This window comes from Pseudomonas sp. RW10S2, assembly GCF_014268985.1.
GTDB lineage: Bacteria > Pseudomonadota > Gammaproteobacteria > Pseudomonadales > Pseudomonadaceae > Aquipseudomonas > Aquipseudomonas wayambapalatensis.
Window position 1 is genome coordinate 1 of the sequence record NZ_JABWRO010000054.1, and the last position, 19,480, is coordinate 19,480.

Sequence of the window (19,480 nt, forward strand, 5' to 3'; positions counted from 1 at the left end):
TAGGAGCGGGCTTGCCCGCGAAAAGGCCAGCGCGGTCTACCTGTTTCACCACCGTCTCACACCGTCTCAATGTGCAACAGCACAGCCCCGCAATTCATCCTGTACACCAACACAAAAATCAACCTGATCAATGACTTAAATCCGCCAGGCCACCTTGGCACGGCCATTGCGCCGCCCTTGCCACACTCCAATGACAAGAGGCACCGCCCCATGCTTTCCGACCTGCCCATCCTGCCCGCCACCCAGGCGTTCCTCGCGCGCAAGCTGAAGATGCGCATCGGCGCCGACTGGCAGGACGCCGCCAGTGGCCGCACCTTGAGTTTCCGCAATCCGGCCACCGGCGAGATTCTCGGCGAGGTCCCTTCGGCCGACACCGAGGACGTCGACCGTGCCGTGCGCGCAGCCCGCCAGGCCTTCGACGACTCGCCCTGGAGCCGGATGCGCCCTCGCGAGCGGCAGAACCTGCTGTGGCGCCTGGCCGACCTGATGGCGCGCGATGCCCGCGAACTGGCCGAGCTCGAATGCCTGAACAATGGCAAGAGCGCCAACGTCGCCCAGGTCATGGACGTGCAACTGGCCATCGACTTCCTGCGCTACATGGCCGGCTGGGCCACCAAGATCGAGGGCAGCACCGTCGAGGCTTCGATGCCGCTGATGCCCGACGAACAGTTCCACGGTTTCATTCGCCGCGAAGCGGTCGGCGTGGTCGGAGCCATCGTCGCCTGGAACTTCCCCCTGCTGCTGGCCTGCTGGAAACTCGGCCCGGCGCTGGCCACCGGCTGCACCATGGTGCTCAAGCCTGCCGACGAAACCCCACTGACGGCGCTCAAGCTCGCCGAGCTGGTCGATGAAGCCGGTTACCCGGCTGGCGTGTTCAACGTGGTCACAGGCACCGGGCTCAACGCTGGCGCCGCTCTCAGCCGCCATCCGGGCGTGGACAAGCTCACCTTCACCGGCTCGACCGAAGTCGGCAAGCTGATCGGCAAGGCCGCGATGGACAACATGACCCGCGTCACCCTCGAGCTGGGCGGCAAGTCGCCGACCATCGTCATGCCCGACGCCAACCTGCAGGAAGCCGCCGCCGGTGCGGCCACGGCGATCTTCTTCAACCAGGGCCAGGTGTGCTGTGCAGGATCGCGCTTGTATGTGCACCGCAAGCATTTCGACAATGTGGTGGCCGACATCGCCGGCATCGCCAACGGCATGAAACTCGGCAGCGGCCTGGACCCGGCGGTGCAGATGGGGCCGCTGATCTCCGCCAAGCAGCAGGACCGGGTCAGCAGCTACATCGCCTTGGGCCGCGAGCTCGGTGCGACCATCGCCTGCGGCGGTGAGAGCTACGGGCCGGGCTACTTCGTCAAACCGACGGTGCTCGTCGATGTCGACCAGCGCCATCGCCTGGTCCAGGAAGAGATCTTCGGCCCGGTGTTGGTGGCGATGCCCTTCGACGATATCGACGAGGTCGTGCGCATGGCCAATGACAACCCTTACGGGCTGGGCGCGAGCATCTGGTCGAACGACCTGGGCGCCGTGCATCGAATGATTCCGCGCATCAAGTCCGGTTCGGTCTGGGTCAACTGCCACAGTGCGCTGGATCCTGCGCTGCCTTTCGGTGGCTACAAGCAATCGGGCGTCGGCCGGGAGATGGGCGCTGCGGCGATCGACTATTACACCGAGCTCAAGTCGGTACTGATCAAGCTCTGAACCTGAGCTGCGCCGGCCTCTTCGCAGCGTTGCCGGCAAAGAGGCCGACTTCCTGAAAACAACAAGAAAACATGGAGCACACCATGAGGCATCCGCTCGTCTGCACGCTGGCCCTTCTGCTGGCCGCCCCCCTTACCCAGGCCCACGAGCTCTACAACCAGGATGGCACTGTCCTCAACGCCAACCTCGAGGCCTTGTTCGGCATCTTTCACAGTGACGAAAGCTTCAACCAGGCCGGCAACCGCAAGCCTGGCAGCAGCAACTGGCGCGAGGGCTACGTCAAATATGGCCTGAGCGCGAGCCAGACGTTGGCCGACAGCGGCTCACTGTACGGCGCCTTCAGCCTGCTCAGCTCCGCCACCTGGGGTGACGGCGATGCCGCGGGCCTGACCCTGGGGGACGAACGCCGCACGGCCATTGAGGATGCTTATCTTGGCTGGCGCTCGGGGACGCTGTTCCCGCTGCTGGGTGAAGACGGCATCGATATTTCCGGCGGCCGCCAGGTGGTCACCTTGGGGGATGGTTTCCTGATCCAGGGCGACCCCGTCAACCTCGGCAAGGTCGACCTGGGTGCCAATTTCAACCGCGGCGGCGCCTACTACCTGGCGGCGCGCAAGGCCTTCGACCGCACCGCCGTGCTGCGCCTGGGCGGCAGCCAGGGCTGGCGTGGCGACCTGATGTGGCTCAAGTCCGACAACCACTACCAGGCCGACAGCGCCATGGCTGTCGCCAATCTGGAGCACGTCGGCGACGCAGGCACCCTTGGCCTGAGCTGGATTCATGGCCTGGATGTGGACCGTCGCTATGCCCAGATCATGGGCCTGGAGCACCGCGATGGCATGGACACCGTCAGTCTGCGCGGACGCGGCAACCTCGGTGTCCAGGACCTGGAGGTGGCCGGCGAGTACGTCACCCAGGACCAACGAGGCACACGTGAGAACGCCTGGTATCTGGAAGGCAGCTGGACCTTTTCGCAACTGCCATGGACACCCACCGCCACCTACCGCTACAGCCGCTTCTCCAAGGATTTCGACCCCTTGTTCTACGGGCTCAGCCGGGGTTACGGCACCTGGTTCCAGGGTGAGGTCGCCGCCAATTATGCCGGCCCTTTCAACACCAACACCCAGGTCCACCATGTGGGCTTGAAGGCCAAGCCTCGCGACAACCTGACCCTTGGCGCGCTGTACTTCGACTTCGACACGCTGGACACCGACCAGGGAAATGTCGGCGGACGAGAGCTGGACCTGTATGTGGAGTGGATGGTCAACGATCACCTGCTGATCAGCCCGGTGCTGGGCTTCTACAAACCCGAGCGCAGTGCCGACAGTGGCGGCATGCAGCTGGGTAGCCGGGATACCGGGACCTACCTGCAACTGGTGATCGGGACTTTCTTCTGAGCCTTCGCCAAGCGTCGTGCAGGCGCTTGGCTACTCGCAAAAGCAATACGCGGCCCTCAGCGATAACCCTGCTCCAGCAACCAGCGTCGCACCATCGCTTGAGCTTGCTCAGGCTGGTCCGCCAGCACCTCGACCAGGCCAGAACCCGCCTGCAGGGCCCGTACCACCGGTGCCAGTTCAATGCCCTGCAGGTGCCATACACCCAGCGGCTGGTCAGCCGTTACCACTACCTCGGCCTCGTCCACCCAGCCTTCGCGCAACACCGGCCTGCGTTCGACTCGAACCGTCTGCCAATGCGCGGCCTGGTGCATGGCCTGGTCATCAGGCCACCGCTGACGTGGCCCCCAGAACCCCGCGCCGGCATGCTGCTGTTCCAGCCGGTAGAAATCCCGTCCCGTACGGGCAAAACGCAGGAACAACTGCTCCACCCGTTGCTGGTGGAAGCGCTGCGCCAAGGCCGCCCGCTCCGGCCGCCTCAGCAAGGTGTTGATCACCACCGGCGCCTGCAAGGCCGACGACAGTGACTGGAAGATCCCGTTGCCCGACAACGGATCGACGGCCATCGCCGCATCCCCCACCCGCAGCCAGTCCGCGCCGGCACACTCGCCGGCAAGAATCGCCGTGCTGCTGCGGGCATGCACCTGAGCGGGCTCTAGCGCGCGTGCATCGAACAACTGCGCGACCCCTGGCGACTGCCGCCGCCGGGTCGCGCAATACTCACCCAGTGCCGCCTTGCCCGGCAGCGAGGCCACGCTGGCATCAAGGGTGATTTGCCAGTAGCAGCGCCCGTCTGCCAGACGCGCCATCCATGCCCAGCCATCGTCAAGGCTTTCCACTGCAGAGGCCGGCGTGCCGCCTGCCGTCGATTGCCAGAGGTTGAGCAGGCTGACGGTTTCCGGGCCGCGCAGGCGGCTGGCAGGCAGCGGGGCCTGGCGACCACGGGCTTCGACCAGGAAATCGCCTTGCAGCACCTGGCCGTCGTCGAGCCGCGCCCGGTATCGTCCCTCCTGCGTCAGCTCGCGGACACGCCCCTGAACGAGATTCACCCCGGCGCGCAGCAGATCCTCGCGCAGCGCCCGATCGAAACATGCCCGATCAAGCAGGAACTCCTGATTCATCTGCAGCCGCTCGCCGTTCCATTGCACCTGACGCGCGGCAGCGATCGTCGCCACTGCGAGTGCCAAGCCAAGCCCTGCATGGTGCAGGCCGTCCAACACGCGCTGCGACACTCCTTCGACGGCATCGAAACGACGCCAGTCCGACACCAGCGTGACCGTATAGCCCATGCGCCGCAGGCCTATGGCGGTTGCCGCCCCGGCAGGGCCTGCACCGAGCACGAGGATGTGCGGATCACGGCTCATCGACACCTCGACGCTCAGGCCCGACGAAGGCCGCATGCGCCTGGAGCCAGGCACGTAGCTGTGCAGGTTGCAGCTCGGGATGCTCGCGCAGCACTGCGCACATTCGCCCGGTCAAGGCGGCACAAGCCAGGCTGGCCCCCGCCTGGGCATTTCCTCCCACCGGCGCGCCGAAGTCGGCCTGCGCCGTGCCCAACCATGACCACTGGCCTGCGCTGCACCGGGCGTCGCCGGTGATGCGCAGCACGTTCGGATAGCTGGCCGGATACACCGGCGCCCCCCGGGCCGCGCTGGACGCACACAACACGACGCCGGCAGCCTGGGCGGCGGCGCAGGCCTGGCGCAGGACTGGGCGGTCCTGCTGCAGCCCCAGGCTCATATTGACCAGGGTCGCCCCCTGCTCCACCAGCCACAGCAAGGCGGCAGCCACCTGCAGGGCGCTGGTGCGCGGTTGGTCGCTGAACACTTGGGCCAGCAGCACCGGTGTATCACCGGCCCCCTCGCGCAGGCACTCCAGGACCGCACGACCATGGCCCAGGGCGTCAGGTTGCGCCTCGCCCTCCTGGAGCAGTCCGTCTTGCAGCCAGAAACGCCGCGCGGCCAGCACCGTCGGCATTTGCGCCGACGTGCAGCCGCTGTCGATCACCCCCAAGCGCAGCTCAGCGACCATGGTCGGCGTGCACCCGTTCCAGAACCCGCAACTGGCCGCCCTGCAGTTGCAGATGCAGGTCTGCATCGGCCAGGGTCGACGGCCTGTGGCTGATGAGAATGCGCGTGCGCCCGGCAAACAACTGATCGATGGCGGCAATCACTTCGCGCTCGGTCGCCTCGTCCACAGCCGAAGTGGCTTCGTCCAGTACCAGGATCGCTGGATCCTGCAGCAAGGCACGGGCGATGGCGATACGTTGTTTCTGCCCGCCGGACAACTGCTGGCCGCGCTCGCCGAGCGCGCCATCGAGCCCCATCGGCAGGCTTTGCACCAAGCCCTCCAGACGGGTCAGGCGCACCACCTGTTCCAGCGCGGAGCGGCTGGCATCAGGTGTGCTGTAGGCGAGATTCTGGGCCAGGGTGCCGCGAAACAGCACGATGTCCTGGCTGACCACGGCGATGCGGCGGCGCAGGGCGGCCAGCTCGAGCTCGCGCAGGTCGACACCGTCGAGCAGGATGCGCCCATGATCCGGGTCGTAAAAACGCTGCAGCAGGTCGATCAGGGTCGACTTGCCCACTCCGGAGGCGCCGCTGATGGCCACCTTCAGCCCACCGCCGACGGTGATATCGACCTGATCGAGCACCGCCCCTTGGCGGCCCTCGTGGGCAAAGCCTACGCCTTCCAGGCGCAGCTCACCGGGCCCCTCGGGCATCGGCCTGGGCACCTGCGGCTCGCTGACCGCCACCGGTTCGCGCTTGAGCTCCATGACCCGGCCCAGGCTCACCGCCATCCGCTGCACCGCGACATACAGGCCAAGCAAGCTCTGCACCGGCCCAACGGCCATGCCCAGGTAGGTGGAGAAGGCGATCAGCGCACCCAACTGCCACGTGCCCTGGATCACCCACCAGCCACCCACCAGAAAGGCACAGGCGCGGCACCACGAAGTCAGGGTGCCGGGCACGGCCTGGGTGAAGAATTCGGTGATCTGCACCTTGAGCAGTTGCTTCATGTAGCCCTGCCCCAACTGATCCAGGCGCCCCGCTTCACGGCCCTGCTGGCCGGCGGCCTGGATGAACTTCATCGCAGGCAGCGTCTCGACCAGGAACGACGACACGTCCGCCGAGCGCTCACGCAGGCTGCGCACTTCGCGCTCGACCTTGCGCCGCATCCAACGCAGCCACAGCACTTCGATCGGTACGAGCAAGGCCAGCAACAATGACAGTTGCCACGACAACATCAGCATCAGGGCCACCGCGCCCAGCAGGCCGATCACGCTGGAGACGGCCGCGAACAGCGAATCCACGGCAAAGCGCTGGATTTCGGCGACATCGCCGTCCAGGCGCGAAAGGATATCGCCCGTGCGGCGGCGCCCGTAGAACGTCGGCGACAATTGCTGCAAGTGTCGGTAGAGGTCATCGCGCAAGGCGAACAGGATGCGCCCTGACAAACGCGTATGCAGGTAGCGGTTGACCCCCGACAGCACGGTCCCCAGCACCCCGGCACCGATCATGAACGCTGCCATGTGCCAGAGCGTCTGGTAATCGCGGGCGAGCAAGCCATCGTCGATCAAGGTCTTGATCAGCCAGGGCTGGGCCAGGGCCAGCAGCGAAGCGAGCAACGACAACCCCAGCAGCACGGCGATGGCCCGGCGCTGGGGCCGCACGAAACCATACAGCCAGGCCAGGGCCTGGCGCATGAGCACGGGGTCGCCAGACTCGATCAGGCGCGAGAACACTCCGCCCATGGTCTAACCGCGCAACTGCTTGAGTTTGCGGTACAGCGTCGCGCGGCTGATGCCCAGCGCTTCGGCGGCGGCCGATACATTGCTCTGGTGACGCGCCAGGGCGCCACGGATCAACTCCAGTTCATTCTCGCGCAGGCTACCGGCCACAGGGGCGCCACTGGACAACTCGTCGAGCAGGCAATCGGTCAGGTGATCGAGCCCGAGTATCTGCTCACCCTCCTCGCGCATGGCCAGCGCGGTGCGCAATACCATTTCCAGTTGGCGGATATTGCCCGGCCAGTCGAAGCCTTCGAGCAGGCAGGCCAGTGCCGGATCGAGGGTGACGCCTCGGGCACCGAGCTTGTCCAGCACCCCTTCGATCAGGGCCCCGAGGTCATCGCGCTCGCGCAAGGCCGGCAGGCGCAGGGATACGCCGTTGACCCGGTAGTACAGGTCTTCGCGAAAGTGCTGCTCGGCCACCAGCCGCTTGAGATCGCGGTGCGTGGCACAGATGATCGCCACGTCGATGTCCTGTTCCTCGCCAGCCCCGAGCGGCGCCACGCGACGCTCCTGCAGCACGCGCAGCAGCCGCGCCTGCAGGGCCAGTGGCATGTCACCGATTTCGTCGAGGAACAAGGTACCGCCATGGGCCTGCATCAGCCGACCGACCATGCCGCCGCGGCGCGAGCCGGTAAACGCGCCGTCGCGGTAGCCGAACAGCTCGGACTCGATCAGCCCTTCGGGAATCGCCGCGCAGTTGACGGCCACGAACGCTTTGTCCGCACGCGGGCTGGCCTGGTGCAGAGCGCGCGCCACCACTTCCTTGCCCGTCCCGGTTTCCCCCAGCAGCAGCACCGGCAGGCCGTTGACCAGGCCCTGGCGAGCCATGCGCAAACCGCGCGCCAGACGGCTATCGCCCGCGCCCAGCGCATCGAGCGCCGGCGACTTGAGCGCAGCAACAGGCTTTGTCGCGACGGTCGCCCCCAGGTTGCCATGCCGAGGCAATTGCAGCACCCGAACGAAGAACTCCCCTTTGGCAGTCTGCACACTGCTCATCCCGCCTTGCCACAGGCGGTTGAGAAAGGCCGGCGAACGCTCGCCGAGCAAGTCGCTGCAACGGCGGCCGATCAAGCCAGGGCGTGGCAGCCCGAGCAATTGGCAGGCATTTTCGTTCGCCGCCATCACCTCACCATCAAGGCTCAGGGCCAGTAACCCATGCCAGGCACTGCCCAGGTACTGGGGGCGACTGTGGAACGCCAGCACCCACTGCTCGGGGTGGTACAGGCCGAACAGCCGACTCTCGATGTTGCCGGCGGCAAGCATCAGGGTCGAGAGGCTGTCCTGGGGCTGGCTCATCACCCCTTCGCGGGTAATGTCGAGTACACCGATCACCTCGCCACGAGGGTCGCGCAGAGGGACCGAAGTGCAGGAGAACGGGCTGAGGCGATCGAGGTAGTGTTCGCCACAGTTGATCAGGGTGGGCCGCCCTTCGACCACGGCGGTGCCGATGGCATTGGTGCCGCGCAGCGCCTCGCTCCAGCAACTGCCGGGGTGCAGGTCGCGCAGGCCATTGCGGTTGAGCACATGGGTCTGCCCTTCGATGGCCAGCACATTGGCCTGGGCGTCGCCGAGGATGATGATTGCGCCCTTGCCCTGACGCTCGACCAGGTAGTCGAGCTCGGGCGTGACGGCATCAATCAGTGTGCGGTTGAGTTCGAGCAGCGTCTGCAGGTTCTGACCGTGCTCGATGCCAAGGCCGACCTGCTCGCCTTGCAGGCAGTCCAGGCCATGGCCGTGGCTGCGCCGCCATGAGGCATCGATCTCTTCGCGCAGCATGCCCGAAGGCAACTTGCCCTCGTTGGCCAGGTGCAGGCGGACCTGGCGGGATTGCTGCATCGGGTCGTGGGCGTCTGTTATGGGTGATTGTCGCGCCATCGTTTACTCCAGCTGTACCCCGGAACTCTGCGCAGTGTGCGTCAGCGTGCCGTATACGTAAAGCGGGGTTCGGCTGTGGATGGCAGCGACCCAGGCCACAGGGGTTGCCCAGGCCTCCCCAATTCCCCAAAGCTGGGGTTATCCGCCCATCGAATACTCCGGCATTCACTTTTGCGCTCACCCGCCAAAGCCACGCCCCACAAGCCCTGCAGCACACTTCAAGCAAGCTGGCACAACTGTTGCCGATCCCTGTGCAGGCGCCCCAAACCATGGGCCCGCTTGCAGGAGGATCTGCTCATGCACCGACCGACGCCCCACCCACTGGCCATGGCGATCTTCGCCGGCCTGATCCAGCTACCGGCCCAGGCTGCGCTGTACGCGGTCGATACCGGCCCCTACAACCTCGCCAACGGCAACTTCGCCGCCTGGTATCAGGACAGCCATGGTCGAGTCCTCGACCTGTGCCTGTCCAAGGCCGTCAGCTCACGGGTTGCCGGCGCGCCGGGAGCGCCTTCGTACATGTGCACGTTGCTGCCGACTCCGGGCGTCTTCGATGACACCCAGCCCATCCAGTTCCCCAGCAACTTCCCTGACGAAGCCTTCTGGTTCACCGCCGATGCGGCCATCGTCGACGCTGCGCGCGGCATCGACCTGAGCTACGGCACGGCCATCGAGGCAGCCTTCAGCGCCGAGGAGCCGATCGAAGGCGATCAGGTCAGCTTCGCCCGGGTACGCATCCGCGTCGATGTGCCGGTTGCAGGCACCTACGTGGTCACCCATCCCTACGGCGTCGAAGTCTTCGACGTACCGGCCGCCGGCCGCCGCGCGATCAACATGACCCGCGACATCGGCATCGGTTCGCCAGCCGACTTCAGCGGCGCGCTCAAAGGCGATGTCGGGCCGTTCCTGCGCAGCGTCAACGGACCCTACACCGAGACCAATCCCGGTAGCGGAGCGAGCGAACGCTACATCGGCGACCCGAACCTGGAAGAGCCGGTCACCGGCAGCCCGTTCAACACCAACTTCGTGCGTATCGAAGGTCCCAACGGCATCGACCTGCGCACCGAGTTGTTCGCCGTGTCCGGCAAGCTGTCGACGATCAACCGCCTGACTCCACTGATCCCGCTGCGCAGCACCTATTCACGGCACACCGAGAACGGCGACCTGCGCGCCCAGCAGGATGTCTTCGTCATGGCCCCGCCAGCACCGGCCACCGTCACCCTGAGCAGCCAGACGCCCACACTGGCACTGGGCGAAGCCAACGGCACCGGCGCCTGGTACGCCCAGTCGGCGCTCAACCCGAGCCTGCCGCTGACCCTGCAGGTGACCGCCGACAACAGCCTGGCAATCGCCACCAGCACACCGACCACGGCGCCCATGAGCCTGACCGACCTGGTCACCATCAGCCGCGCCGAGTACAGCCTCGCCAGCGGTCAACTGACGCTGGTCGCCAGCAGCAGCGACGAAACCACCCCGCCGGCCCTTACCGCGCACACCGGCAACGGCGCGCTGATCGGTAGCCTGTCGGGCAACGGTGCGGTGAAGACGCTGACCACCGGGCTCTCGCCAATCCCGCCGGCCAAGGTGCAAGTCACCAGCGCCCAGGGCGGCAGCGACAGCGAAGACGTGGTGCTGGTGCCATGAACAGACAGAAGCCCCGCCTTCAAGGAGGCAGCATGAACACTTGGCCACGCCGGGCGCTGTGCGCCGCCGGGTTCACCCTCACGCTCAGCAGTGCGGCCTGGGCCGCGCTCTCCGAGGTCGACCCCGGGCCCTACACCTTTGCCACCGGGGGTTACCCCATGTGGTACAAGGACTCGGACAACCTCTCGCTGGAACTGTGCCAGTCGCGCGCCACCAGCAGCCGCGCACCGGGCGCGCCGGGCGCACCTGCCTACATGTGCACCCTGCTGCCCGAACCCGGCGTCTACGACGACGCCCTGCCCCTGGTGTTTCCGGACAACTGGCCACCGGAGATGTTCTGGTTCCTCGCCGAAACCGACATTCCGCAGGTGGGCAACAGCGGCTACGAGCTGGAAGTCTATGTCGCCGGCCTTGAAGCCGCCTTCGCGGCCGAGAACCCGGTGAACGGCGACCAGCAGAGCTTCGCCCGCATCCGCATCCGCGCCTCGGTGCCGCGCACCGGCACCTACACCATCACCCACCCCTATGGGGTCGAGACGGTCAACGTGACCACCGCGGGCCGGCGTGCGATCAACATCACCCGCGACATCGGCATCGGCGCACCGGGCAACTTCAGCGGCGCACTCACTGGCAACCTCGGGCCATTCCTGCGTGGCGTCGGTGGCCCCTACAGCGAGGTCAATCCGGACACCGGTGCCACCGAGACCTTCATCGGCGACCCCAATCGCGTCGAAGCGGTGACCGGCAGCCCGTTCAACACCAACTTCGTGCGTATCCAGGGCCCGGCCGGCACGATCCAGACCAACACCTTCACCGTCTCCGGCAAGGTGCTCGATCAACGCCAGCAGACCCCCGTGGAACTGCAACGCGCCACCTACCAGCGCAATGGCGCCGGCACCCGCGTCGAAGTGTTCGCCAAGGCGCCAAACAGCGCCAGCCTTTGCCTGCGCAATGGCCTGGCACTGGTCGGCACGCCACCTTCGCCCTGCCAGTTCAGCCTGACGCCGGACAACAACGGGTTGTTCTTCAGCCAGCAACTGAGCCAGGCCGCGCCACCGCCTGTGGTGGTGGTCACCGCCAGCAGTACCGCTGGCACCACCCGGCCGACCGCGCTGTCGAGCAAGCTCACCGATGTGGTCAAGGTGCGCACGGCACGCTACGACTGGGCCAACAAGCGCCTGCTGATCGAAGCCAGCTCCAGTGACGAGGTGCAGGTCCCCGACCTGGTCGCCCAAGGCTTCGGCCGCCTGTCCAAGAGCGGCACCTTGCAGAGCCTTACGGTCAGCGACCTGACCCAGCCCCCTGCCAGCATCACCGTCAAGTCCGCCCATGGCGGCAGTGACGTCGAGCCGGTGACCGTGGTCGGGGCAGCGCCGGTCGCCGCCGAGAACCAGCCTCCCGTGGCCCAGGCCGACAACGGCAGCACCAGCGTCGGCGTACCGCTCACCCTGAACCTGCTGGCCAACGACAGCGACCCGGACGGCAACCTGCCACTGACCATCACCGACCTGACCCAGCCAGGCACCGGCCTTGGCTCGGTGGTGCTCAACGGCACCACCGCCGTGACCTACACCCCACCGCCCGGTGCCAGCAACGCCTTCGTAGCCACCTTCAGCTACCGCGCCCAGGACGCCAAGGGGCTGAAATCGACAGCAGCCACGGTCACGGTCAACGTCGCCCCGAACCAGCCACCGACCGCCGTCGCCGACAGCGCCGCCACCTTGGGTGTGCCGCTGACCCTCGACGTGCTGGCCAACGACACCGATCCGGAAGGCAACCTGCCGCTGGCCATCGCCAGTGTCACCCAGCCCATTCCGGCCGGACGCGGCACCGTCAGCAGCAACGGCAGCGTCATCACCTACACGCCGCCAACCACCGTCAGCGCACCGTTCACCACGACCTTCACCTACGTCGCGCGTGACGCCATCGGCGCACTGTCGAGCCCTGCCACGGTCACGCTGCAGGTTTCGCCGCGCCCCGCCCAGGAGACCTTCGCCGTCACCGCGGCGACCGTCACGGCGCGTTCCAACAATCGCTTCAACTGGGACATCAGCGGCACCTCTTCGGTGACCACCGGCAACACCATCACGGTACAGGTGACCACCCCGGACGGCCTGGTGACACTGGGCAGCACCACGGTGCCGGTGACCGGACGCTGGCGCCTGGCCGTGAGCAACAGCACCACGGTGATCCCGACGGCCAACCCGACGGCGACCATCCGCAGCAGCCAAGGCACCGTGCGCACCGTGCCAGTCACCGTGCAGTAGCGCGAAGGAGAACGCCATGCACCTGCACCCCCTGCTGCTCGGCCTGACCCTGGTCACCCCGCTCACCTGGGCCGACGACCTGATGGACAACGCCGACCTGGTCGCTGGCAACGACCTCGGCGAGCCCGTGATCGTTCGCGTACTGCCGGCAGGCGCCGGCCAGGTGGCCTCGATCGAGCAGCAGGGTACGGGCAACCGCGCCCTGCTCGGCCAGGACGGCCAGGCCCTGCTGGGTCGTATCGTCCAGGCTGGCGGCGCACAGGAGGCGTTCATCCTGCAGGAAGGCAGTGACCTGATGGCCACGATCAGCCAGCAGGGCCAAGGCAACAGCGCCTCGATCCGCCAGAGCGGTAGCCACAACAGTGCGCAGATCGAGCAGATCGGCAACGACAACAGTGCCCTGATCCAGCAGAACGGCTCGGGGCTCAACAGTGCCGTGACCCAGGCCGGCAACGGCCAGCACGTACAGATCACCCAATACCGATAGACCTGGAGGCACCACCATGTACAAGCTCGCACCCTTGAGCGCTGCCATTACCCTGGCCCTGGTCGGCCAGGTCATGGCCGACGACAGCACCTCGACCCAGACCCAGCAAGGCGCGCAGAACATCGCCGAAGTCCTGCAGACCTTCGCGCCCTTCGCCTCGGTGACGCAGAACCAGGCCGGGCACGACCACAACCACCTGGCGATCCAGGACACCAGCACCAGCCATGTCCAGCAAAGCGCCACCGGCTCGTTCAACGCAGGCTACGCCGAGCAGTTGTTCGAGAACGGCAGCCAGATCACCCAGCAGTCCGGCGGCAGCCTCAACGACAGTTTCGCCAGCCAGTCGGTCGGCGAGAACAACCAGGCGCTACAGACCCAACAGGGGACGGGCAACCGCTCGATCATCTGGCAGGACACCCAGCTCGGCAGTCAGGCCACCACGATGCAGTGGGGCGAACGCAACGAAGCCACCGTCGAGCAACTGTTCGGCGGCACCAACAACCAGAGCCTGATCATGCAGGGCGGCAGCGACAACCAGGCCGCCGCCGAACACATGACCCATGAGAACGGCAACATTGCCATCTACCAGGAGGGCAAGCAGAACTGGGCGTACGGCGACCAGCGCGACGGCCAGGGCGGCACCATCGGCATCAGCCAGACGGGCACCGGCCACTCGGTGGAAGTCTGGCAAGACAACCAGGCCCACAGCCAGGCCAGCGTGCTGCAGAACGGCCAGCTCAACGAAGGCTACATCGACCAGAGCTTCGGCCAGGATAACCTCGCCATGTTGAGCCAGAGCGGTCGGGGCAACGCCAGCTGGTCCGATCAGTTCGAAACCACCCAGTCGGTGACCAGTATCAGCCAGACCGGCAATGCCAACCTGCACTTCACCTACCAGACCGGCGACAACCACAACCTGAGCATCCAGACCAATGGCGTCGGCAACAAGGTCATGGCCAGCAACTGGAAGGGCGAGAAGTCCGGCGGGCAGTTCGGTAGCAGCCAGCGCGCCGAGATCAACCAGCAAGGGGTGATGAACACCGTCAACTTCACGCAGGAAGGTGCCAACCAGCTGGCGCGCCTGAACCAGAACGGCAACCGCAACCAGATGCAGACCCACCAGGCCGACAGCAACAACGAGCTGTATTTCGAACAGAACGGCAGCGACAACCTGCTGATCGCCGACCAACGCGGCACCGCCAACTATGCCGAGGGCCTGGCCGCGGGCAATGGCGGCAGCATCACCCTCGAGCAATCGGGCAGCGGCAACCAGAGCTACACCTACCAGCTGTATGGCAGCGGCAACCAGGCGAGCATCAAGCAGACCGACGGCGTCAACGTCGCGTATGTGACCCAGGGTGGCAACGGCAACCAGGCGTTCGTCGACCAGAGCGGGGCCAACATGAACGCCACCATCAACCAGATCGGCAACGCCAACAGTGCGACCGTGACCCAGCAATAACCGCTCCCCCCTTGGACCGTGGCGCCCCGCTCCCGGGCGCCGCGGTTCCTTTTTCGATCCCGGGATGTCGTAGCCCACCGATCATTCGGCATGGGCTGGCCGAGCCAACAGCGATACAATCCAGGCTTACCCACGCCAGTGCTCCCCATGATCCAGTCCGACCTCGACCTTTTCGGTTCTCAACCGCAATCTCTGGCCAGCCAGGTCATGCTGTTGCCAGGCTTTGCCCTGCCCGAGGTCGAAGCCCTGCTCGATGCCCTGCGCCCGGTGTTGCGCGCGGCGCCGTTCCGACACATGCAGACCCCCGGAGGGCTGCACATGGCCGTCGCGCTGAGCAATTGCGGCAGCCTGGGCTGGGTCAGCGACGCGCGTGGTTACCGCTACAGCCCGCTGGATCCGCTGAGCGGCAAGCCCTGGCCGGCGCTGCCCGAGGTGCTGTTGACGCTGGCTGCGCGAGCCGCTTCCCAAGCTGGCTTCGAAGGGTTCGTGCCGGATGCCTGCCTGGTCAACCACTACCTGCCCGGTACACGCCTGAGCTTGCACCAGGATCGCAACGAGCAGGATTTCAGCCAGCCGATCGTGTCGATTTCGCTGGGGCTGCCCGCGGTCTTTCTGCTCGGCGGCATGCAGCGCAGCGACCGACCGCGGCATGTGCCGCTCAGTCATGGCGATGTCATGGTATGGGGTGGCGAGGATCGCTTGCGCTTTCATGGCGTGCTGCCGATCAAACCGGGCAAGCATGAGCGAATGGGGGAACGGCGGATCAACCTGACCCTGCGCAAGGCGGGTTGAGCGAGCGTACCGAATGCAGGTTCGGCACACTCACTCCAGCAGCATCAGCGACTGGCCTCCAGCACCTGATTCAATGCCGCCCCGTCGATACTCAAGGTCGCCGAATCGAACATGCCGTTGACGTAATTGCGCACCAGTTGCTCCTGACGTTGTGCCCTGAGCAGTTGGGTCAGTTGCGGTGTCACCTCCTCCAGGGTTGCCGCCCGCGCCGGTTGCTGTTCGACCAACTTGATGATGTGCAGACCTGCGGCACTGCGCACCGGTTCACTTACACCATCGACCTTGAGCCGAGTCACCACCTCGCGCACTTCAGGTAGCAACTGGTCGAGCGCCTGCAGCCCGGTGTCGCCGCCCTGGGCAGCAGTGCCGGTGTCCTGGGAGTGCTCGCGGGCGAGCGTGGCGAAATCGCCATCGCGTGCCTGCTTGGCCAGGGCCTGGGCCTGCTTGACCACTGCCTCATCGTCCTTGGGCTTTTCGACCCGCAGGAAGATCTGGCTCAAGCGATAGCGTACCGGCAGGCGCAGTTCGTCCTTGTTGGCTTGGTAAGCCTGCTCGAGCTCGGCCTGGCTCGGGTAGTCGTCAGGCACTCGCGTGACCGACGCGAGGTAGTCGCGCAAGACGATCTGCTCGCTCAGGGCGCGAGTCTGCGCCTCGACGTCCGGACGCTGTGGCCAGCCCTTGGCTTCGGCTTGGCGATACAACGCCTTTTCTGCCAGGCGTGCGCGGATCCACGCCTCCAGTGCCGGTCTATCGCCACGCAGGTGCTCGCGAGTCGGCTCCGGCAACTGCGCAAGCAAGGTCTTCAGTTCGTCGCTGCCGACCTTCTGCTCGCCCAGGCTGGCCAACACAGGCCCTTTGACCTCGGTCGCAGCCGGGTGCGCTGCGGCCACCGGCTCCTCCCCCGGACGCAGTACCAGGGCGACAGCCACCGCAATGAGGGCCAGCGCACCCGCGCCGGCCCAGAAGGTGCGGGAGGTCACGAAGCAGTCGCCGCGCTGGTCGCCTGTTCGGTCTGGTCGGCGACATTGCGGCTATAGTCGCGCAGGTAGACGATGAACTCCTGCAGCAGGCGATCCCACAGCACCAGGCTGCCCAGCAGATGCTTCTCGCTGACGCCATCGGCAACCACCACGTCTTTTTCCATCACCAGGAACTCGCCCTGCACCGACAGCCGGGCGAAACGACGGCTGGCGTTCCAGCGCTCGGCCAGCCCGGCCGGCAGCTCGCCCTGGATGCGCAGCGCGCAACTGAAGGTAAAGTCGAGGAACTCGCCCTCCTGGCCATTGGCTCGATTACCGAACCGTACTGCGTAACCCACGCCCTGGCTGGCGCTGAGCAGCTGCACAACGGCATTCTGCTCGCTACGATTGACCCGGCAGCCGGCGTCCTGCAGCAGCTTGGTCAGGGAATCGGCGCTCACGGTTTCGATCAGGGTGACTTCGGTCATGTGTAGCCTTCCTTGTGGTGATGAAACAGCTCGGATTCATTCACGTGCAGCAGGAAGACGGCTGTAGCGGGGGCTGGCAAGACATCAGCGCTGGCGAAACTCCCTGCCTCTGCGACCGTCCATCTGCAATCGCGCGTGTCGATATCAAGTAGTAGCACAAGGATTGCGCTCGGCCAGAAATTCCCTTCGCCTGGCAACGGTAAATAGCGGCGAACGCCACCCTGCGCCCTTTCAAAGCCCGGTGCTTGTGTGTAAAACGGTCCAACCATCTTCTTCGACGCAAGGACCTCCAGCATGCGCTACCGCCCTCTCGGCCGCTCCGGCCTGCAAGTCTCAGCCCTGACCCTGGGCAGCATGATGTTCGGCGAGCAGACCGATACCGAGGCTTCGCTGCGCATCATCGACCGCGCCTGGGACCAGGGCATCAACTTCATCGATACCGCCGATGTCTACAACGCCGGGCGCTCCGAAGAGATCGTCGGCGAAGCGGTGGCACGCCATCGCCAGGACTGGATCGTCGCCTCCAAGGCCGGCTACGGTCCGGCAGACGGCCTGCCCAACCGCAGCGGGCTGTCACGCAAGCACCTGTTCAATGCGCTGGAGGCAACACTGACGCGCATGGACACCGACTACCTGGACATCTACTACCTGCACCGCGAAGACCACAAGGTGCCGCTGGAGGAGACCGTGCGTGCCATCGGTGATCTGCTGCAGCAAGGCAAGATCCGCTATTGGGGCGTGTCCAACTTCCGCGGCTGGCGCGTCGCCGAGATCTGCAACCTGGCCGAGCGCCTCGGGGTGCCCAAGCCTGTGGTGAGCCAGCCGCTGTACAACATCGTCAACCGCCAGGCCGAGCCCGAGCAACTGACCGCCGCGGCCTACCACGGGCTGGGCGTGGTGCCGTTCAGCCCTCTGGCCCGTGGCGTGCTCAGCGGCAAGTACGCGCCAGGCTCGACCCCTGACGCCGGCAGCCGCGCCGGGCGCCAGGACAAGCGGATCATGGAAGTGGAGTGGCGTCAGGAGTCGCTGGCCATCGCCCAGAAGATCCACGCCTACACCGACGCCAAGGGAGTGGGTATCGTCGAGTTCGCCATCGCCTGGGTGCTCAACAACCAGCTGGTCAGTTCGGCCATCGTCGGCCCGCGCACCGAGGCGCAGTGGGAAACCTACGCCGGAGCGCTGGAGGTGAACATCACCGCCGAGGACGAAGCCTTCATCGACTCGCTGGTAACCCCGGGGCATGCCTCGACACCGGGGTTCAACGACGTGGCGCATTTCGTCCCGGGGCGCTTGGCGCGCTGAACGTCAGGCAATGGCACTCCGTGAAGAATGTGGCAGGCGGCTGCCGTTGGGGTGCCCTTTATGCGCTGACTTCAAAGTCATCCAAGTTCAATCCGGCGGTATCTTGGATCTGGATCACTTTGATATCTCGAGCCGAGGAAGCGAAGCTGTATTCATCCTGTCCGTTTGCACCCAGGGTCACCGTCCGGGTTTCGATCGTCGCCCCCTGCGCGTTCAGGTAGGTGATGTACGCAGTGGTGCTGTTCTGGACACCGAGCGTAAAATTACAGCGGAAAGTCCTGAAAGTGCCATTAAGTTCGAACCGGACCGTCGCCTCGTTCATACGCAGATAGTTCCCTCTGAGAAGCGGCCAGTCTGACTGAGCTGTCAGAATTATAATATTTTTGCCACTGATCACTCGGCACATGTTCCCTCCCAACATGGGTAGTACCCCACCCGGCCGAACTTCATGGTTATAGGCGTAACTACTGAAGTCGTCCCGGATCACACTGGGGCCCTGAATGATTTCATAAGCGTTTTCACGAAACACTACGCGACTGCGCCCCTGGTCGAAGGAGACTTCGAATCGCAGCGTAATGCGGCTGCCGCCAAGCAATTCCCCAAGCGTCGATAAGGCGATCGTGCTTCTGACAGCTCCCAGCTGGTCAAGTGGTTTGCCGTTCCACACTTGCTGAGTCCATTGGCTGCCATTTGCGTAGGTTCCGCTGTACCTGAGATAGATCAATTGCCCCAGCGTCTGCAGCGGCCAAGCGGCGACAGACACGTTTGCATCGGCTCTGAGATTGATAACATCCAACCTCCCGCCAACGGCTTCTGCGATAGCCGGAACAGGGAGCCTGTCAGCAGTCGGATTCAGCACCTGCAGTTGCAGCTCGGCAGACCCTAGGGTCTTGCCCCGCCGCGTCACTTGGTAACTGACGCTAACGGTACTGTTGATACTGGATATGATGTGGTCACTGAGAATGCGGAAAACGACTCTGTTCGAGGTATTGCCGTTTTGCGCCGGATATGACCTGCCGTTGTACAACAGCACAATGCTGTCCTCGGGTTGCATGTCGTACTCGACTAAAGCGTCGGCACCATTCGCCGCATTCAAAGGGTCAAGCACATTGTTGGGGGCCGCGGGAATTTTCACGGCATTTAACTCAAGATCATCACTTACCGTAACCGTAAACTTGAGTGCGGCGGATCGACGCGCTGCTTGATCAGATGTCATCTTGGTGAGCCTCTGAGTTTCCTGCTGGGTGTCATTTCGCTGACTGGAGAACATCCTAGGGACCTCACAACGGGTGCGAAACTGGCAATTCTGCTAG

16 protein-coding genes are annotated in these 19,480 nt (G+C 65.3%); 8 read left to right on the plus strand and 8 right to left on the minus strand.

All coding sequences use genetic code 11. The annotated features are described in order from the left end of the window. The first annotated feature begins 210 nt into the window (after positions 1–210). Together HU729_RS13505 and HU729_RS13510 are read left to right on the plus strand one after the other, a co-directional pair. Positions 211–1,704 (plus strand): aldehyde dehydrogenase family protein, encoded by a 1,494-nt coding sequence (locus HU729_RS13505; RefSeq protein WP_186710482.1) that lies wholly within the window; start codon positions 211–213, stop codon positions 1,702–1,704. An 83-nt stretch (positions 1,705–1,787) separates the two neighbouring features. After that, positions 1,788–3,101, plus strand: coding sequence for a hypothetical protein (locus HU729_RS13510; protein WP_186710485.1), 1,314 nt, complete (start codon positions 1,788–1,790; stop codon positions 3,099–3,101). Positions 3,102–3,157: 56 nt separating this feature from the next. Here the strand turns inward: HU729_RS13510 and HU729_RS13515 are convergent, their stop codons facing one another. From HU729_RS13515 to HU729_RS13530, 4 genes are read right to left on the minus strand one after another with little or no spacing between them, the layout of a single operon-like run. After that, the gene (locus HU729_RS13515) at positions 3,158–4,498 is read right to left on the minus strand and encodes a tryptophan 7-halogenase (protein ID WP_238343279.1); all 1,341 of its coding nucleotides are present in this window, start codon (positions 4,496–4,498) and stop codon (positions 3,158–3,160) included. Further along, positions 4,452–5,129: a S8 family serine peptidase gene (locus HU729_RS13520; RefSeq protein ID WP_186664546.1), complete on the minus strand. Its 678-nt coding sequence runs from the start codon at positions 5,127–5,129 to the stop codon at positions 4,452–4,454. The genes HU729_RS13515 and HU729_RS13520 overlap by 47 nt, the downstream gene beginning before the upstream one ends. Beyond that, a complete protein-coding gene (locus HU729_RS13525) occupies positions 5,119–6,852 on the minus strand; it encodes an ABC transporter ATP-binding protein (protein WP_186710486.1) in 1,734 nt (577 codons plus the stop codon). The genes HU729_RS13520 and HU729_RS13525 overlap by 11 nt, the downstream gene beginning before the upstream one ends. A 3-nt stretch (positions 6,853–6,855) precedes the next feature. Then, positions 6,856–8,766, minus strand: a complete 1,911-nt coding sequence (locus HU729_RS13530) for a sigma-54-dependent Fis family transcriptional regulator (protein WP_186664542.1) — start codon at positions 8,764–8,766, stop codon at positions 6,856–6,858. A 297-nt stretch (positions 8,767–9,063) separates the two neighbouring features. On the opposite strand from HU729_RS13530, the gene HU729_RS13535 reads away from it, so the two are divergent. From HU729_RS13535 to alkB, 5 genes are all read left to right on the plus strand, one after another. Then, positions 9,064–10,410, plus strand: coding sequence for a hypothetical protein (locus HU729_RS13535; protein ID WP_186710488.1), 1,347 nt, complete (start codon positions 9,064–9,066; stop codon positions 10,408–10,410). Between the two features lie 32 nt (positions 10,411–10,442). Continuing rightward, on the plus strand, positions 10,443–12,677 hold the full coding sequence (locus HU729_RS13540) for an Ig-like domain-containing protein (protein WP_186710490.1): 2,235 nt from the start codon (positions 10,443–10,445) through the stop codon (positions 12,675–12,677). A 16-nt stretch (positions 12,678–12,693) separates the two neighbouring features. Beyond that, the gene (locus HU729_RS13545; RefSeq protein ID WP_186710492.1) at positions 12,694–13,164 is read left to right on the plus strand and encodes a curlin; all 471 of its coding nucleotides are present in this window, start codon (positions 12,694–12,696) and stop codon (positions 13,162–13,164) included. 16 nt (positions 13,165–13,180) lie between these two features. Continuing rightward, the gene (locus tag HU729_RS13550; RefSeq protein WP_186664534.1) at positions 13,181–14,626 is read left to right on the plus strand and encodes a curlin; all 1,446 of its coding nucleotides are present in this window, start codon (positions 13,181–13,183) and stop codon (positions 14,624–14,626) included. A gap of 147 nt (positions 14,627–14,773) precedes the next feature. Further along, positions 14,774–15,418 (plus strand): DNA oxidative demethylase AlkB, encoded by a 645-nt coding sequence (alkB, locus tag HU729_RS13555; protein ID WP_186664532.1) that lies wholly within the window; start codon positions 14,774–14,776, stop codon positions 15,416–15,418. Between the two features lie 44 nt (positions 15,419–15,462). Here the strand turns inward: alkB and HU729_RS13560 are convergent, their stop codons facing one another. The 3 genes from HU729_RS13560 to HU729_RS13570 are packed head-to-tail and all read right to left on the minus strand — an operon-like array spanning position 15,463 to position 17,161. Further along, positions 15,463–16,398: a peptidylprolyl isomerase gene (locus HU729_RS13560; protein WP_186710494.1), complete on the minus strand. Its 936-nt coding sequence runs from the start codon at positions 16,396–16,398 to the stop codon at positions 15,463–15,465. Further along, positions 16,395–16,865, minus strand: a complete 471-nt coding sequence (locus HU729_RS13565; RefSeq protein ID WP_186664528.1) for a YbjN domain-containing protein — start codon at positions 16,863–16,865, stop codon at positions 16,395–16,397. Before HU729_RS13565 ends, HU729_RS13560 begins: the two co-directional genes overlap by 4 nt. Continuing rightward, positions 16,862–17,161, minus strand: a complete 300-nt coding sequence (locus HU729_RS13570) for a hypothetical protein (RefSeq protein WP_186664526.1) — start codon at positions 17,159–17,161, stop codon at positions 16,862–16,864. Before HU729_RS13570 ends, HU729_RS13565 begins: the two co-directional genes overlap by 4 nt. Here HU729_RS13570 and HU729_RS13575 point away from each other — a divergent pair. Beyond that, complete coding sequence (locus HU729_RS13575) at positions 17,160–18,167, plus strand: aldo/keto reductase (protein WP_186710496.1); 1,008 nt, start codon at positions 17,160–17,162, stop codon at positions 18,165–18,167. The genes HU729_RS13570 and HU729_RS13575 overlap by 2 nt on opposite strands. A 58-nt stretch (positions 18,168–18,225) precedes the next feature. On the opposite strand, the gene HU729_RS13580 is transcribed toward HU729_RS13575, so the two are convergent. Next, complete coding sequence (locus tag HU729_RS13580) at positions 18,226–19,437, minus strand: hypothetical protein (RefSeq protein ID WP_186710498.1); 1,212 nt, start codon at positions 19,435–19,437, stop codon at positions 18,226–18,228. Between the last annotated feature and the right edge of the window lie 43 nt (positions 19,438–19,480).

Bases quoted from the DNA above. Each gene is read 5' to 3' on its own strand.
- HU729_RS13505 (WP_186710482.1), top strand. From the start codon at position 211: ATGCTTTCCGACCTGCCCATCCTGCCCGCCACCCAGGCGTTCCTCGCG.
- HU729_RS13510 (WP_186710485.1), top strand. From the start codon at position 1,788: ATGAGGCATCCGCTCGTCTGCACGCTGGCCCTTCTGCTGGCCGCCCCC.
- HU729_RS13515 (WP_238343279.1), bottom strand. From the start codon at position 4,498: ATGCGGCCTTCGTCGGGCCTGAGCGTCGAGGTGTCGATGAGCCGTGAT.
- HU729_RS13520 (WP_186664546.1), bottom strand. From the start codon at position 5,129: ATGGTCGCTGAGCTGCGCTTGGGGGTGATCGACAGCGGCTGCACGTCG.
- HU729_RS13525 (WP_186710486.1), bottom strand. From the start codon at position 6,852: ATGGGCGGAGTGTTCTCGCGCCTGATCGAGTCTGGCGACCCCGTGCTC.
- HU729_RS13530 (WP_186664542.1), bottom strand. From the start codon at position 8,766: ATGGCGCGACAATCACCCATAACAGACGCCCACGACCCGATGCAGCAA.
- HU729_RS13535 (WP_186710488.1), top strand. From the start codon at position 9,064: ATGCACCGACCGACGCCCCACCCACTGGCCATGGCGATCTTCGCCGGC.
- HU729_RS13540 (WP_186710490.1), top strand. From the start codon at position 10,443: ATGAACACTTGGCCACGCCGGGCGCTGTGCGCCGCCGGGTTCACCCTC.
- HU729_RS13545 (WP_186710492.1), top strand. From the start codon at position 12,694: ATGCACCTGCACCCCCTGCTGCTCGGCCTGACCCTGGTCACCCCGCTC.
- HU729_RS13550 (WP_186664534.1), top strand. From the start codon at position 13,181: ATGTACAAGCTCGCACCCTTGAGCGCTGCCATTACCCTGGCCCTGGTC.
- alkB (WP_186664532.1), top strand. From the start codon at position 14,774: ATGATCCAGTCCGACCTCGACCTTTTCGGTTCTCAACCGCAATCTCTG.
- HU729_RS13565 (WP_186664528.1), bottom strand. From the start codon at position 16,865: ATGACCGAAGTCACCCTGATCGAAACCGTGAGCGCCGATTCCCTGACC.
- HU729_RS13575 (WP_186710496.1), top strand. From the start codon at position 17,160: ATGCGCTACCGCCCTCTCGGCCGCTCCGGCCTGCAAGTCTCAGCCCTG.
- HU729_RS13570 (WP_186664526.1), bottom strand. From the start codon at position 17,161: ATGCTGGAGGTCCTTGCGTCGAAGAAGATGGTTGGACCGTTTTACACA.
- HU729_RS13580 (WP_186710498.1), bottom strand. From the start codon at position 19,437: ATGTTCTCCAGTCAGCGAAATGACACCCAGCAGGAAACTCAGAGGCTC.